Annotated in this window: 15 protein-coding genes and 1 tRNA gene; 8 read left to right on the top strand and 8 right to left on the bottom strand. The window is 41.2% G+C overall.

Features of this window, described 5'->3' with window-relative positions; translation table 11 throughout:
• Positions 1-249: 249 nt before the first annotated feature.
• Together B4F08_RS05920 and B4F08_RS05915 are read left to right on the top strand one after the other, a co-directional pair.
• Positions 250-1,548, top strand: a complete 1,299-nt coding sequence (locus tag B4F08_RS05920; protein WP_213033324.1) for an FAD-dependent oxidoreductase — start codon at positions 250-252, stop codon at positions 1,546-1,548.
• 3 nt (positions 1,549-1,551) lie between these two features.
• Positions 1,552-2,382, top strand: a complete 831-nt coding sequence (locus tag B4F08_RS05915) for an SAM-dependent methyltransferase (protein ID WP_291373778.1) — start codon at positions 1,552-1,554, stop codon at positions 2,380-2,382.
• A 66-nt stretch (positions 2,383-2,448) separates the two neighbouring features.
• Here the strand turns inward: B4F08_RS05915 and B4F08_RS05910 are convergent.
• From B4F08_RS05910 to moaA, 8 genes are all read right to left on the bottom strand, one after another.
• A tRNA-Thr gene (locus B4F08_RS05910) sits at positions 2,449-2,524 on the bottom strand.
• 178 nt (positions 2,525-2,702) lie between these two features.
• Positions 2,703-2,930, bottom strand: a complete 228-nt coding sequence (locus B4F08_RS05905) for a hypothetical protein (protein ID WP_004691623.1) — start codon at positions 2,928-2,930, stop codon at positions 2,703-2,705.
• 519 nt (positions 2,931-3,449) lie between these two features.
• The gene (locus B4F08_RS05900) at positions 3,450-3,929 is read right to left on the bottom strand and encodes a molybdenum cofactor biosynthesis protein MoaE (RefSeq protein WP_291373774.1); all 480 of its coding nucleotides are present in this window, start codon (positions 3,927-3,929) and stop codon (positions 3,450-3,452) included.
• 1 nt (position 3,930) lies between these two features.
• Positions 3,931-4,182 (bottom strand): MoaD/ThiS family protein, encoded by a 252-nt coding sequence (locus B4F08_RS05895; RefSeq protein WP_151707188.1) that lies wholly within the window; start codon positions 4,180-4,182, stop codon positions 3,931-3,933.
• Positions 4,183-4,372: 190 nt separating this feature from the next.
• Complete coding sequence (mobA, locus tag B4F08_RS05890; protein WP_291373772.1) at positions 4,373-4,978, bottom strand: molybdenum cofactor guanylyltransferase; 606 nt, start codon at positions 4,976-4,978, stop codon at positions 4,373-4,375.
• A 151-nt stretch (positions 4,979-5,129) separates the two neighbouring features.
• Positions 5,130-6,347, bottom strand: coding sequence for a molybdopterin molybdotransferase MoeA (locus tag B4F08_RS05885; protein WP_291373770.1), 1,218 nt, complete (start codon positions 6,345-6,347; stop codon positions 5,130-5,132).
• Complete coding sequence (moaCB, locus tag B4F08_RS05880) at positions 6,344-7,267, bottom strand: bifunctional molybdenum cofactor biosynthesis protein MoaC/MoaB (protein ID WP_151707185.1); 924 nt, start codon at positions 7,265-7,267, stop codon at positions 6,344-6,346. The genes B4F08_RS05885 and moaCB overlap by 4 nt, the downstream gene beginning before the upstream one ends.
• A 139-nt stretch (positions 7,268-7,406) precedes the next feature.
• Positions 7,407-8,429, bottom strand: a complete 1,023-nt coding sequence (moaA, locus tag B4F08_RS05875) for a GTP 3',8-cyclase MoaA (RefSeq protein WP_291373767.1) — start codon at positions 8,427-8,429, stop codon at positions 7,407-7,409.
• A 362-nt stretch (positions 8,430-8,791) separates the two neighbouring features.
• Between moaA and B4F08_RS05870 the strand changes: the two genes are divergently transcribed.
• From B4F08_RS05870 to B4F08_RS05845, 6 genes are all read left to right on the top strand, one after another.
• Entirely contained in the window at positions 8,792-11,203 is a 2,412-nt protein-coding gene (locus B4F08_RS05870) for an FdhF/YdeP family oxidoreductase (protein ID WP_291373765.1), read from the top strand.
• A 90-nt stretch (positions 11,204-11,293) separates the two neighbouring features.
• Complete coding sequence (gene fdhD / locus B4F08_RS05865) at positions 11,294-12,094, top strand: formate dehydrogenase accessory sulfurtransferase FdhD (RefSeq protein WP_110974219.1); 801 nt, start codon at positions 11,294-11,296, stop codon at positions 12,092-12,094.
• A 410-nt stretch (positions 12,095-12,504) separates the two neighbouring features.
• Entirely contained in the window at positions 12,505-12,855 is a 351-nt protein-coding gene (locus B4F08_RS05860; protein ID WP_291373763.1) for a winged helix-turn-helix domain-containing protein, read from the top strand.
• A 288-nt stretch (positions 12,856-13,143) separates the two neighbouring features.
• Positions 13,144-13,887, top strand: a complete 744-nt coding sequence (modA, locus tag B4F08_RS05855; RefSeq protein WP_414632453.1) for a molybdate ABC transporter substrate-binding protein — start codon at positions 13,144-13,146, stop codon at positions 13,885-13,887.
• Complete coding sequence (gene modB, locus B4F08_RS05850) at positions 13,887-14,579, top strand: molybdate ABC transporter permease subunit (RefSeq protein WP_119063279.1); 693 nt, start codon at positions 13,887-13,889, stop codon at positions 14,577-14,579. Before modA ends, modB begins: the two co-directional genes overlap by 1 nt.
• 4 nt (positions 14,580-14,583) lie before the next feature.
• Positions 14,584-15,201 (top strand): ATP-binding cassette domain-containing protein, encoded by a 618-nt coding sequence (locus tag B4F08_RS05845; RefSeq protein ID WP_291373760.1) that lies wholly within the window; start codon positions 14,584-14,586, stop codon positions 15,199-15,201.
• Positions 15,202-15,212 lie beyond the last annotated feature (11 nt).

The following is a 15,212-nucleotide window of genomic DNA, read 5'->3' as shown; positions in this document are numbered from 1 at the left end:
TATTTTAAAAATAGTTAATTTATATCTATTGTTTTTAAACAACTTAAATTTTAATTTGGAACAAGATTCAGAAAAGCATAAATTTGTTTACATGCATCTTTTTAGTGTAATGAAATGTAATTTCAGCTGATTGTGTATTTTAGACAAGGTGCATGAAAAGATGTGATTCTGGTATTTTTTAATAGCCCTATTTTTTCGACATTGGGTCATAATTTCAGTCAATATAAGTCAGATTGACGGATCATAATTTTGGATATTGCAGTTATTGGTAGCGGCATGGCTGGTCTTGCTACCGCAAGAATTCTGAAGGATGCAGGGCATAATATTACTATTTTCGAAGCGCTGACTGGGCGTGGTATGGATAGCCACAGTACAGAATTTGAAGGTGGTTTGATTGATGCCCCCTTACGTGTCATGAACCCGCACTTATGGAAAAATACCTTGAGTCTTGCGACTTATTTGGGCATTAAAACCTATCCTGTGCGTACCTATATGGCATGTAGTTGGCTGTTTGAAGATCGTACTGAAACGTGGTTAACCACGACGCGAAGTCGCATCGGCAATTTTCCAATTATTAATAATCGCAAAGGTCTCCAACAGTATGGATGGCGTTTGGTTAAAGGCATGTTGCAACTTAAAACTGCGATTGCTAAGTTCTTCAAATCTAAAGATCAAGACATGACTTTGGCTGAGTTTATTAATCAGCATGAGATTGAAGAAGTATTTTGGCATGGTGCAGTTATGCCAGTGCTTTATACCATTTGTACCTGCAATCCAAAAACCATTGGTGAATGGCCTGCCAAACCATTGTTGATCTTTTTACGTCAATTGACCGATGGCGATGCTTTACTACGTCTACAAGGCGGAACCCCAGCTTTGGTGGATAAGTTGATTGAAAATATCAATATTCAAAGTGGCTCGGCCATTACCAAAGTTACAGAGCAAGCTGAAAAGGTTTTGGTAGAAAATAACAAGGGCGAACAGCAATTATTTGATCGTGTGGTGGTTGCAACCCCAACGACCAAAATTGAAGAATTTTTAGATTCTGCACAATTTGTCGATGATATTGCATTGTTAAGACAATTCCGTTTTGAGCAAGGTCAACTGGTCATTCATACCGATTCTTCTGTGATGCCACCAAAGCGTAAAGATTGGTCAGTGCTCAGTTATATGATGGATCGTAAGTTTACTCGTCAACAGTTCACAGTCTGGCTTAACTCAGTAGAACCAAGTCTGGTCGGTAAAAATGCGGTGTTCCAAACGTGGCAGCCCGTGACGGAGATTGATCCGAAAAAAGTGATTTCAACCGTAACCTTAACTCGCGCCGTGGTGGATTCAAAAACCGTCGCGCTGAATAAAGAATTACAACAGCGTCATAAAATGGCAAACCGAAAAGTCTTTTTCTGTGGTTCATGGTCGTGTGATGGTTTACCGATTTTAGAATCAGCAGTGACCTCTGCAATGCATATTGCAGAAATTTTTGGTGCACCATTGCCGTTTGTAGGATTAAAACCTAAAGTTGAGGTTGCCCCACAACTCGGCTACTAAAGCATGAAATGGCTCCAAACTTTACAGCAATATTTTCCGAAGCATAAGTATGCAATTGATGCCAAACAATTGGGAGATCACGCTGTACTGGCTTGGAGCAATCTCGGCTATTGGGAGGATGGTCAATCATCTTACCCTGAGGCTGGCCAAGCTTTGGCCATGCGCCTTGCAGATCGGTTACAGCTAGATGCCAATGATCGGGTTTTGGATTTGGGCTGTGGGCAGGGTGCGAGCCTATTGCTGTGGCGACAGCATTACCATGTTCAGCAACTTTGCGCGGTTGAATTACAAGTCGAATGTGTGCAGCGCATACGACACACTTTAAATTCAAATATACAGATCATCCAAAATTCTTTTTTAAATTTAAATTCAAAGACATTCTCTAGACCTTTTGATGTGGTGCTGTGTCTGGATGCTGCTTATCACTGTGATTTAAATTTATTCCTGCGATCCACCCATTCTATTTTAAATTCAAACGGTCGGATTGGATTTCATTATCTGATGCTAAGCGATGCATTTTTGAATTTAAATCGTTTTGAGAGGCTTCAACTGAAAATGCTGTTAAAAGCTGCGGACGTTCATTTAGGTCATCTTCAATTAGAAGCAGACTTGATGCACAGCATTCAAGCACAGGGTTATCAGCAGATTGAAATTGAGGATATATCTGATGCAGTATTCTCAGGTTTTTCAAATTATTATCATGAGCACTTGGCGCAAAATGTAGTTAAAAACTTGGATGATTTGAAAATTCAAATGACAGCTAAACTTTGTCAAAAATTATTTGAACAGGGCATCGTGCGCTATGCTCAAATTACAGCAATTAAAGATATTTAAAACGAAATAAAAACCTAAAGGCTATAAACAACAAAGCCTCACTAAAAAGCGAGGCTAAGTATAAAATGGTGCCGGCACACGGATTCGAACTGTGGACCTACTGATTACAAGTCAGTTGCTCTACCAACTGAGCTATGCCGGCAACGTGGAAAGAATAATAGCGGATTTTGTTGAAAACGCAAGCCAAAAAGTGAGCGATTGAAATACACATCATCTTTTGTACAAACTTCACCCACCATCGGGTGGGTGAATGTTCAGAATAAAGCAGTAAGCTAGAATGAAACTGTTTTTTTAAAAAGCGTTAAGTGAGTACATGGAACTTATTTGCTCCTTAAAATTTGATCGAGGTCTTGGGCACATTCTTCCAACGTAAAAGCCATATCGAGTTGCATTTGAGGTTTGAGTTCATTGGCCAGCGTTCTCCATTGTTCAATCAGACGAATTGCTTTTTGAATTTTGTGTTTGTTGACATCCTTTGCAAGGGTTGGGGTATAACCGCCTCGTTTAGCGTTTTTAATTTGTTTGACATAATTGGTGCTGTTATTCATTCCGACTCCCGAATAGCAGTTTTATTGGTCAATTTCGTGTTTCGCTAGTTTTATACCGCAAATTCATTGTGCTTGATGAACATTGCATCTAGATGATAAGTGATGATTTATTTTTAACCTCCCTGCTTATTTGTTTTAGCCCAACTTTCAGTTAGGTTCAAGCATTTATTCTTTAATGAATCTTTATTTTTGTGGTGAAATTTCTCCTAATGGCTAAAGCTTGTGTTTCATAAAGCAGACTTTATGCCAAGTTGAATGTGCAACTTATATCTGCATAAAAAGAGCCTTAACCTGAATGAAGAGCGTCACACTTGTGCTAAAAGACGAGGGGTGAAATGAGCAGAAATGCAAAAGGAATGTATAGATTGAAAGGGATGAGTTGGAATTCAGTTTATTCTTTACATGTGGATTAGGGTTTTAAATCTCTATGGATAGAGGCTGAGCACCATTTTTTGAATGTTATGTAGTGCTCAGTGTTTTATGATGTGATACTCAGTGTCGCGTTCATCCTATGCAGGATTAATGATGGTGATGATGGTGTCCGTGCTTATGTTCATGCTCATCATAATCTTGTCGTATACAGCAGCCTGCAACATATTGGCTGCTTCCATCTGTATAGAATTCTTCTTTCCACACGGGCACTTCGTGCTTAACACGTTCAACAGCTTCTTCACAGGCTTGAAATGCTTCTCTGCGATGTGGAGCATAAGCAACCGCAATAATTGCTTTATCTCCAATATCTAACTTGCCAATACGGTGCACAACGCGAACATAGTACAGACCATATTTTTCTTGTATTTCCTGTTCAATGGCTCGAATCATCTTCTCTGCAACAGGAGCATAGGCGGTATATTTTAAAGCCTGAACCGCTCGCCCTTCATGATGATTGCGGACGGTTCCGATAAAAATCCCAGTTCCACCACATTCAGGAAAAGCCTGAATTGTATCAAAATGATTTAAATCAAGAGCTGTGTCTTGAATACGTGGAAACACAAACATATTAGCCTCCTGCGACTGGCGAAAGTAAAACCAAAGTACAGTCTTGAGTCAAGACTGTTTGACGAGGAATAATGTCTTCACCTATAGCACAGGCACAGCGTTCTATCATGTCAGCCGCAGATGGATAGTGTGTTTTAATTTGGTTTAATATATCCGTAACTAAACTGTTTGATGCACAGTTCAAGTTTAGATCAGCAGGCAGGTGTTTTTCGATGGCACCGTAAGCTTCGATTTTAATATGAATGTCCTGCATGATGAGTTCCGTTTAATGGGTTCAAAACAATTTGTGATTCAGTCGTTTTCAATAGGTCTGGATGCACTTTAGCACTATTCAATTCGCTCCTCAAAATCTCAAAGGTCATTGTCTTCAGATGGATTCATATTCGACTTTTTGCTTCAAATTTGCTATTTCAGAATGACCGCCTGAATTGAGTCACTCAGCGTCATTTTATGCCACTTTTCTGGTAGGCCTGCACTTCTTCAAACGAATTTAAGCTATGAAAAGTTGAATGCTGATTTTGAATATTCACTCTTTGAGGGCATAGATTTGCAAAACATTGTTTTAAGCTAAGCTGTTGGCGCTCTAAATGCTGATTGAATGTATCGAGACTGCTGCGTTTCAATAAACAAAAAGGATAAAGTGCTTGCCCATTGAACGCGACGTAAGCAACGGAAGATAAAGGATGGTGTTTGAGTGCTTGATGCAGCTGAAGCAGGATGTCTTGTGGAATTTCGGTAATGTCGCATGGAACACATAAAATATAATCAGATTGAACATATGACCATGCACTTTTCATGCCGACTAAGGGGCCTAAGAAACCATCTGTATCATCTTTGAAATAGCGAATATCAGGAATTAACGCCAGATAGCTGGCATAGTCACAATGGCTATTGATCCAAACTTCCTGAACTTTGTCCTGAAAAGCTTTATATATTTTTAACAGTTGAATGTCGTGATCAAAGCATTGCAGGAGCTTGTTGACGCCATTCATACGTGTGGCTTGTCCACCAGCTAAGATGATCAAAGCTGTCGCTGGGTAAGGTTGCATTGCATGTACCTGATTTTCAAAATGAGAGAGTCTCTCTCATTTTGAAATCTTTTGTGCTGCGATGATGTGCAATCAAAGTTAAAGCTTTGATTGTCATTATGCATCGGCAGCATTGTTATTGTTGGTTAGAGATAAAGACCATCAATCGACCTCATATCGAAATAAAATCAACATAGTCCATTGAAACGGGAGCATCGGCTCGGGCAGGAATTCGAACAATCACATTGGCCTGATTCAAATTGCTCAACATGTGTGATTGTTGCTTTCCGAGTTTGGCAACCGTCAATTGTCCATGTTCGTTCACATTTAACACCATACGTAACAACTGCTCGCGACTGTCTTGTTTTACGCTATCAGTGAAACGTGCTTTTTTCCATACAGGAGCAGGGGAGTCGATCCCTTGCAGTGCCGCCAATACTGTAGAAACATGTACGGCAAGGCAGGTCAGTACCGCCGCAGGATTGCCTGGTAAACCAATTAAGTAAGAGATATGGTTATCTGCTTGATATTCAGCAAAATATAATGGTTTTCCTGGTTTTTGTGCCACCTGCCAAAAGATTTCTTTTGCCCCTAAGGCCATAGAAACAGGACGAATCAGGTCATAATCTCCAACAGAAACGCCACCTGTGGTAATAACCAGATCATAACCATTCATTGCATTGGAAAGCGATTGAGAGAGTAGACTCTCATCATCAATCACATGTTCTAAATGCACATCTGTTAAACCTTGTTCGTTAAGCCATGCCAACATCATTGGGGCATTGGCATCAAAAACTTTAGATTCATTATCCAATTGGCTACTGACTTCATCCCCTGTAATCAGAACGGCAATTTTGGGTTGGCAGTAAACCTGTACATCCTGAACACCCGCCATACTGAGTGCAGCAATTAGGCCATTGCCTAAGCGTTGCCCTTTTTGTGCAAGCTGAGTTCCAATACTCAGTTCTTCGCCTTGGTAACGAATATCTGCACCTTTTTCTAAAGCTTGATTTAAAACAGCGAGATTATGGCTACGGGTGATAATTTCTTGTCGTGCTACGGTATCTGCTGAATGGGGGAGTTTGCCTCCAGTAAAAATACGAACAGTTTGTCCTGATTGTATTTCAATGTGCTCTGCAACACCTGCTCGAATTTCTCCAATGACCTCAAAACTTGTGCTCCCTGCAAGCAAGTCCTCAGAGCGAAGAGCGTAACCATCGACTGCGCTTTGGGTAAAGAGTGGCAGGGCAACCGTTGATTCTACATCTGCGGCTAAAACATGCCGATGCGCCTGTACTAAAGGTAAAGTCACGCAAGGTAGTGTTTTGACTGAACGATAATGCGCAAGGGCTTGATCAAGGGTAATTAAACCGACACCTGAACAACTCATTCATAACCTCCCGGATGAGGTAGATCACGGCAAACATCAAAAATATGAACCAATGCAGGTAGAATCGCAGCCATGGATTCACTGGCACCACCACGACTTCCCGGCAATGTGATGACCAATGAGCGGTCAATAAAACCTGCAACACCTCGAGACATTGCTGCATAAGGAGTGCGTTTTTGACCAAAAGCCCGTGCAGCTTCCATGAGTCCATTGAGCTCACGTTCTAGCAAAGGTTGTAAGGTATCGACCGTAATATCTCTTTTGCCAATTCCAGTTCCACCTACAGTAATCACGCAGGCATAGGATTGGGTCAGCTCTAAGACCAAATCTTTTAGCTGAGCTGCTTCGTCAGGTAAAACTTGATAATGAATAGGATCGAAACCTGCTTCGGTTAATGTATCTACGACTGAACGACCTGCTGTATCAGGTTTACGGCCTGCTGCAACTGTATCTGATAGTACCAAAACTGCTGCCGAGACTGGCTGGCGTAAATGGCGTTTGAAGTGTGATTTTCCACCTTTTTTCAGGTCTAATTTGCACTGTTGGATAATCAACTCATGTGGTTCACAATGCGGTTTAAGCATGTCATAAATGGTCAATCCAGCAAGACTGGCAGCAGTGAGTGCTTCCATTTCTACACCTGTGGGTCCAATGGTTTCAACTGTTGCTCGAATCACGACACGATCGGCCAAAAGCTCAAAGTCGACATCAGCACGGTAAATGGGTAGGGGATGACATAGTGGAATCAGTTCATCGGTGCGTTTTGCCGCTAAAATGCCTGCAATGCGTGCAGTTTTCAGCGCATCGCCTTTTTCAGTATTGCCATCGGCAAGAAGTTGTAAACAATGTGCTGGAGCAAGTAACTCAGCACTTGCTGTTGCCACTCGGTAGCTTTCTGGCTTCATGCCAACATTTTTCATAAAATATTCCGAAACATTAAGGAACCGACAGGCAGTTCAGCAGTTTGATCAGTAGACAACGTTTATGACGTATTTAGATAACACAAAAATAAATGCGGATATAGTCGAATGACTGTCGAACTCAAAATTAATCAACTTATTAACCACCTATGGCATGCATACTGATTTTGCGTGTTGGAGCCTGTTGATGTTCAATAAAGCCGGCTTTTTTATGCCATACCGCATTCAAAATATGAGTTTGCAATAAAGAAAGATCTGGTTGTTGAAGTAAATGCCGTAGCGGAGTGCCTGTATTGGCAAATAAACAGCTAAAAAGTTCGCCTGTCGCAGTCAATCTCAAACGATCACAACTCTGACAAAAAGGTTTGCTGATGGTGGAAATGATGCCTAGTTTATAATGCCCATTGAGTAAATAAAGCGTTGCAGGGTCATGTTGTCTGGCTTGTATTTCAACTTGAAAATGAGATTTAAGTTTTTGAATAATTTCATCTTCAGTAATCACCTTTTCTGCACGCCAGTGATCGGGTTGGTCTAAAGGCATATATTCAATAAAACGTAATTCAAATTTTTGTTGGTAGGCCCATTGGGTGAGTTCGACAATCTCATGATCATTCTTTCCTGCCACCAAGACACAGTTGAGTTTGATTGGGATACCTGCTTGTTGTGCCGCAGTAATTCCCCTTAACACAGGCTCAAGTGGGCGCTGGGTCATGTCTTTAAACGTATCTGGATGGATGCTGTCGAGGCTGATATTGAGATCATCTAAACCAGCTTGCTTTAGCCCTTGAGCATATTTTTGAAGATAAAAAGCATTGGTGGTCATAGAAATACGTTGTAGACCATGGGCTTTGAGGTGATTTAAATCATGAATAAAATTGACAATACCTTGGCGCATTAACGGTTCGCCACCTGTAAGGCGAATGTGTCGAATACCCAGACGCACCATAACCGCACAAAATTGTAAAAGCTCTTCAAAATTCAAGATATCTTTTTTAGCCAACCACTCTGGGGTGTCTGGCATGCAATAACTACAACGAAAATTACAACGATCGGTCAGTGAAATTCTGAGTTTATGTTTATGACGGCCGAACTGATCGACCAACTGTGACAGTCTGCTCATGCCAAGAGCGGGTGTTACTGTTGTTGTAGTCGAACCATCCATAGTTACTCCACGGGTATAAACACACCTTTGGGTTGTGATCAGAAGAGTATGAAATGTTTTATTTTAAATATCAAACAAACGATAGAGTGAATTAAATTTTATCCTATTTTCAATAACTTGAGTGGTTTCCTCTAAATGGAGCTACATGTGAGAGAGGGTGTTTGTAATAAATAGAGTGTTGAAATTTAATCCTAAAAGGGGGATATTTTTTATCAAAAGTGTTGTTCAGGGTTGTGCCACACAAGTCAAAGAGTTTTTAAAAGTGCAGGAAAACGGCATCAATAGATAACACGTCCAAGCAATTCGCAAATGATATGAGCAAGTCATTTTTATAGTTTAGAAAATGGATAGAGGACGGTCAGATGGAAAATGTTGAAAACAAAAAGCATGACGATGAGCAGACGAATTATGCACGAATAGAGCCGTATAACAATCCTGCGGGTGGCTGGGGAGCACTATTAAGTGTAGCCCGAAATTTAAAACGACAAGAGGTCTTCAAAAAAGGCGCCATTACACTTCTCAATATTAACCAACCGGCAGGCTTTGACTGTCCTGGCTGTGCATGGCCTGAAAAGAAAGATGCACATGCCTTTAACTTTTGTGAAAATGGGGCGAAGGCGGTTGCTTTTGAAGCCACATCCAAGCGTGTTACGCCTGATTTTTTTGCCACACATACGGTCAGTTGGCTTTCAGAACAAAGTGATTTTTTCCTTGAAGATTCAGGTCGTCTAACTGACCCAATGCGTTATGACCCTGTTTCTGACAAATATATTCCAATTTCTTGGGATGAAGCTTTTGCCTTGATTGCAAAACATCTACATGCTTTAGACAACCCAGATCAAGCAGCGTTTTATACTTCGGGTCGTGCCAGTAATGAAGCCGCGTTCCTGTATCAGCTCTTTGTTCGTGCTTATGGCACCAATAATTTCCCTGACTGTTCGAACATGTGCCATGAAACCACCAGTGTTGGCTTATTGCACTCGATCGGACTCGGTAAGGGCACTGTCACATTGGAAGACTTTGATATCGCCGATGCGATTTTTAGCTTTGGACATAATCCGGGCACCAACCATCCGCGTATGCTCGGGACTTTACGTGAAGTGTCGCGACGTGGTGGCAATATTGTGGCCATTAACCCCTTAAAAGAACGCGGTTTAGAACGTTTCCAAGACCCTCAAGCGCCTGTTGAAATGATGACCAATGGCAGTACACCCATTAGTCGTTATTATTTCCAACCTAAAGTGGGAGGTGATTATGCGCTCATGTTCGGCATGTTGAAACATTTACGTGAGTGGGACATTCAAGCACTGGCAGCTGGGAAAAAGAGCGTTTTTGATCGTTCTTTTATCGAAATGAATACGGTTGGTTTTGATGCCATGATGGCAGAAGTAGATCGAACGCCATGGTCTGATATTCATGCTCATACGGGACTTAGCCCTGAGCACTTAGAATCTTTAGCTAAAATGTATTTGGATGCGAAAACGGCCATTTTCTGTTGGGGTATGGGGATTACCCAACATCGACACGGGACTGCGAATGTTCACATGCTTGCAAACCTAATGTTAGCAAGAGGGCATATTGGTCGATCTGGCGCAGGTCTAGCACCGATTCGTGGTCACAGTAATGTGCAAGGTGACCGAACTATGGGGATTAATGAATTACCCAGCACAAAATTACTCGACAATATTGATCGTGTTTTTGGGATTAAATCGCCTCGTCATCATGGTTTTGGTGTGGTGGATACGATTAAGGCCATGTATGAAGGGGCGGTCAAAGTCTTTATTGGTTTAGGGGGAAATTTTGCTGTTGCAACACCAGATACACCCTATACCGAAGCAGGTTTGCGCCGTTGTAATTTAACGGTACAGATTGCTACCAAGCTCAATCGTAGTCATTTGGTCTGTGGTAAAGAGGCATTACTTCTACCTTGTCTGGGTCGTACCGAAATTGATATGCAACTGCATGGCGCGCAGGCCGTGAGTGTGGAAGATTCAATGAGTAATGTGCATCTATCTGCAGGGCGTAATGAACCTGCGTCCGAGAATCTTCTTTCAGAGCCTGACATTGTGGCGCGTATGGCAGCAGCCGTCTTGCCAGAGAGTGATATCAAGTGGCAATGGTATGTAGAAAGTTATGACCGTATTCGAGATTCGATTGAAGATGTCTTTGATGAATTCCACGATTTTAATGCTCGGGTCTATCAGCCGGGTGGTTTTCACTTAGAGCATCCTGCCAATCAGCATGTGTGGAATACGCCTGTTGGTAAGGCACAGTTTTTAATTACGCCACTGGCTGAAGTGTATGCCGATAAAGAGAATAAATACGCTGAACAATATACAGGAGCTAAAGTCTATACCTTGATGACCACGCGTTCTCATGACCAATACAACACCACCTTGTATGGACTCGATGACCGTTATCGTGGGGTATTTGGTCAGCGTCGTGTATTGTTTATGAATACTGATGATATTGCAGAAGCAGGTTTTATGGCCGACCAATGGGTAGATATTGAAAGTATCTACTCCGATGGGATTAAACGTGTGGTACAGAGCTTTCGCATCGTGCCATATAACATTCCACGAGGCAGTTTGGCGGCCTATTACCCAGAAACAAACCCACTGGTGGCACTCAGTAGCCATGATAAGTACGCCAAGATTCCTGCCTCGAAAAGTGTGCCTGTGATTTTACATGCTGGCTATGCACCTGAGCATTTTAATTTGGCACAAGAGGTTGATCCTGAGCACGCTAATGAAATTATGAATCGAGTGGGTTAGACCATAGCCAATGGAATGGCACTTATTTTATATGCTGTCATTTCAATCTTTTAAATGAAGTGCTTTGTAATATGGAAGATAAAAAACAGCATGGATATTGAGACAAAAATGTTGAATTCACAAGGGTATGAAACCGTTGAGATCCAGCGTTTAAATGAAAATAAAGCAGTAGAACAGTCGGATTTTGTGGTGCAAGAGTATCCTATTGCATTGGTTTATAACGGTATTTCTCATGCGGTGATGATGGCAACACCAGCAGATGTTGAAGTGTTTGCGAAAGGATTTAGTTTGTCAGAAGGTATTTTGAGTAGTTTAAAAGAATTATATACACTGGATGTTCAAGATACCCAGTTTGGGATTCAGGTCGAGATGGATATTTCTACTCGCGCCTTTATGATGCTGAAACAACATCGACGCATGATGGTGGGGCGAACAGGCTGTGGACTCTGCGGTATTGAAAGTTTGCAACAGCTACATTTGAATCTGCCAAAAATTACCACTGTCGTTTCAGATGTATGGCTGACGCAAATCCCTTATGCAATTTCACAACTGAATATTCGCCAAAAAATTACCCAAATGACGGGTGGGGCACATGCGGCGGCATGGGTTGAGGCGGGGGAAATTGTGGCGCTATTTGAGGATGTCGGACGGCACAATGCTTTAGATAAGTTACTGGGATATATGGCGCAAAATCATCATGACGTGCGTCAGGGTTTTGTGGTCATGACCAGTCGGGCAAGTTATGAACTCATTCGTAAATGTGCTCAACTCAATATTGGTTTATTGGCGTGTATTTCAGCACCGACCTCAATGGCCATAGAAATGGCTAAAAGATCTGGGTTGCAGTTGGCAAGTTTTTGTCGTGGGGATGGTTTTGTTTTATATACTTAAGCTGAATCTGAGAGAAAATACCTTACAGAGGCTATGCGGAGGCATTCGCTACACTGTTTGAGGTTGAATCATATTGTATATATTTTTTTAAATAATATTAAAGGCTTATTGGTATTTGTCGAGTTGGTGGTTGCTCAGTATTTTTGCGCTTGGATGATCTCTAACTTATCCCGAAAGCCTCGTGTGCTAAAAATCACACAGGTCGAATTGAAACGTGATTGAAATCTATTTCAAACCCAGGGCAAGATGACGTAAGTTAGCCTTATATCAAGATTTATTTCGAACAGACCTTAACTTTATGTTGTAAAGTTAACTTTTATAGAAAATAAAATGGTTTGTCTTTAAGTTAGATTTATTTTTTAAATCATAGCTATTTGTTTCAATGACTTATTTTTATTTGAGTGACAGTGATGCATGATGCCAAATTAAAATTACAGCTTAGAATTTTATGGGATGAAGAAATTGCCATAGGCCCAGGCAAGGCTCAACTTTTAGAAGCAATTCAACGTACAGGTTCAATTTCACAAGCCGCAAAAAGTATGAATATGAGCTATCGCCGTGCATGGCAGTTGGTTGAAACCATGAATCATAGTTTTCAACAAGCCTTAGTGGAAACTCAAAAAGGAGGAACACATGGTGGTGGAGCTCATGTTACCAATTTTGGTGAAGCTATTTTAAGCCAATACCGACAGATGGAACAAAACGCACGTCATGTTATTGAGCATGACTTTCAAGCGATTGCCCAATTTCTTAAACAATAGTGGATAACATCCAACAATAATCTTGAGACAGCTGAATGTTTTTAACATGCAGCCGTCTAAAGATTATGAGGGTCAGATTGAATACAAGACCTTTGTCTGATCTGTCAGCTTATAAGCGCAATACTTATCACGTGATTAGAACCCTAACCATCTCGTTTGAATGATAAATAATCGTTGTCTGGAATTGACGTTGCATATATATCCATATATTTTTAAAAACATATCGGTCATTTTGTAATGTAAAAGGGGAAGATGGTGCTGCTAAACTTTAAGAAGAAAAGTATTCAAATGCTATTATGTTGTGGGCTTATTGTTGGTGTGCAAGCACACGCAGAGCAAGCCATTACTGTTTATGCTGCAGCCAGCTTAACCAATGCAATGACAGATTTAGATGCATTATTTGAAAAACAGAAGAACATCCAAGTCAAAACTTCTTATGCAGGATCGTCGACTTTAGCAAAACAAATTGAGGCGGGTGCACCAGCAGATGTATTTGTTTCTGCTGATGAACAATGGATGAATTATTTACAAAATAAAAAGCTCATTGAGCCAAATAAACGAGTGAATTTACTGGGTAATCGACTGGTTTTGATTTCACCTAAATCGAAACCTGTAAAAATTAAAATGGATAAAAGTTTTGATCCATCTACCGCATTTCAAGGCAAACTCTGTACAGGCGATACCAAAAGCGTCCCTGTGGGAAAATATGGCAAACAAGCACTGACATCGCTGGGCTGGTGGTCGAAACTGGAACCTCGTTTGGTTGAAACTGAAGATGTCAGAGCCGCACTTAACTTTGTGGCACGGGGTGAATGTCAGCTTGGGATTGTTTATGCGACAGATGCCGCGATCAGTAAAGATGTGACGGTCGTTGGCGTATTTCCGATCAATACCCATACTCCAATTATCTATCCTTTAGGCTTAGTCAAAAACAACCCAAACGCTGTAGCTTTTTATCAATTCTTACAAACGAAGCAGGCAAATGTAGTGTTTAAAAAGTATGGCTTTACTGTTTTATCGCCAGCGAAGTGATGATGCTTGCCTTATCCACTGAAGAAATTGAAGTACTCAAACTTTCCTGTCAGGTTGCTGCCACCTGTCTGGCCTTTAGCCTGATCCCTGCATTAGCGGTGGGTTGGGTGTTGGCACGTAAAGACTTTTTTGGTAAATCTTTATTTGAAACCTTGATTTTTTTGCCACTGGTTTTACCACCTGTTGTTCCAGGCTATTTACTTCTACAAGTCTTTGGAAGTAATGGTATTTTGGGGAGGTATCTGGAACCGTTTGGATTGAATTTTGCATTTAACTGGAAAGGCGCAGTTTTGGCTTCAGCCGTGATGGGCTTTCCACTCTTGGTTCAGTCGATTCGTTTGGCCATTGAACTGGTGGATCAACGTTTGGAAATGGCGGCCAAAACGTTAGGCGCTTCATCCTTCGGCACATTCTTTTATGTTACGTTGCCTCTGGCCAGTAGTGGGATATTGGTGGGGGCTATTTTGTGTTTTTGTCGCAGTCTGGGCGAGTTTGGTGCAACCATTACCTTTGTGGGCAATATTGCTGGAGAAACGCGAACTTTACCTTTAGCCATGTATAGTTTAATGCAACAACCTGATACCGAACCTGCGGTGTGGCGGCTGATTATATTGTCATTAACGGTGGCTTTTTTTGCTTTGTGGTTTGCCCAATGGTTTCATCGTTATCAGAAAAATAAGCGAGGGCATTAAGGCCATGATTGATTGTCATATTCGGCTCAATTTAGGCAAATTTGAACTCGAGCAAAGCTTTAAGTCCGAACAGAATGTAGTGGGTTTATTTGGAGCTTCGGGTTCAGGCAAAACCAGTATTTTGCATGCAATTGCAGGTTTAAATACACCAGTAAGTGGTTGGATTAAAATCAAAAATCAGACATGGTTTGATGCAGAACGTAAGATCAACTTGAAGCCACAGCAACGCCGTGTCGGTTTGGTGTTTCAGGATGCGCAATTATTTCCGCATATGAACGTCATGCAGAATTTATTGTTTGGTTATAAACGTATACAGCCTGACAGTCGACGCTTTGACCCAGATTATATTGTTGAATTACTTAAACTCAATCATTTGCTGAGTCGTATGCCAACCAAGTTATCGGGGGGCGAAAAGCAACGGGTAGCCTTAGGTCGAGCACTATTATATTCACCTAATTTATTGTTATTAGATGAGCCTTTATCTGCACTGGATGCAGCCCATAAACAAGAAATTATTCCTTTTTTTCAGAAAGCTCAGCAGGAAACTGCAATTCCAATGCTGTATGTTAGCCATGACATGGGCGAAATTAAACAACTTACCCAACAAGTTTGGCTGTTGTAGCATTGATGCAA

The organism is Acinetobacter sp. UBA6720 (genome assembly GCF_002454215.1).
Taxonomy (GTDB): Bacteria; Pseudomonadota; Gammaproteobacteria; order Pseudomonadales; family Moraxellaceae; genus Acinetobacter.
Note: the sequence above shows the minus strand (reverse complement) of the source record. Positions and strands in the feature narration are given on the sequence as shown.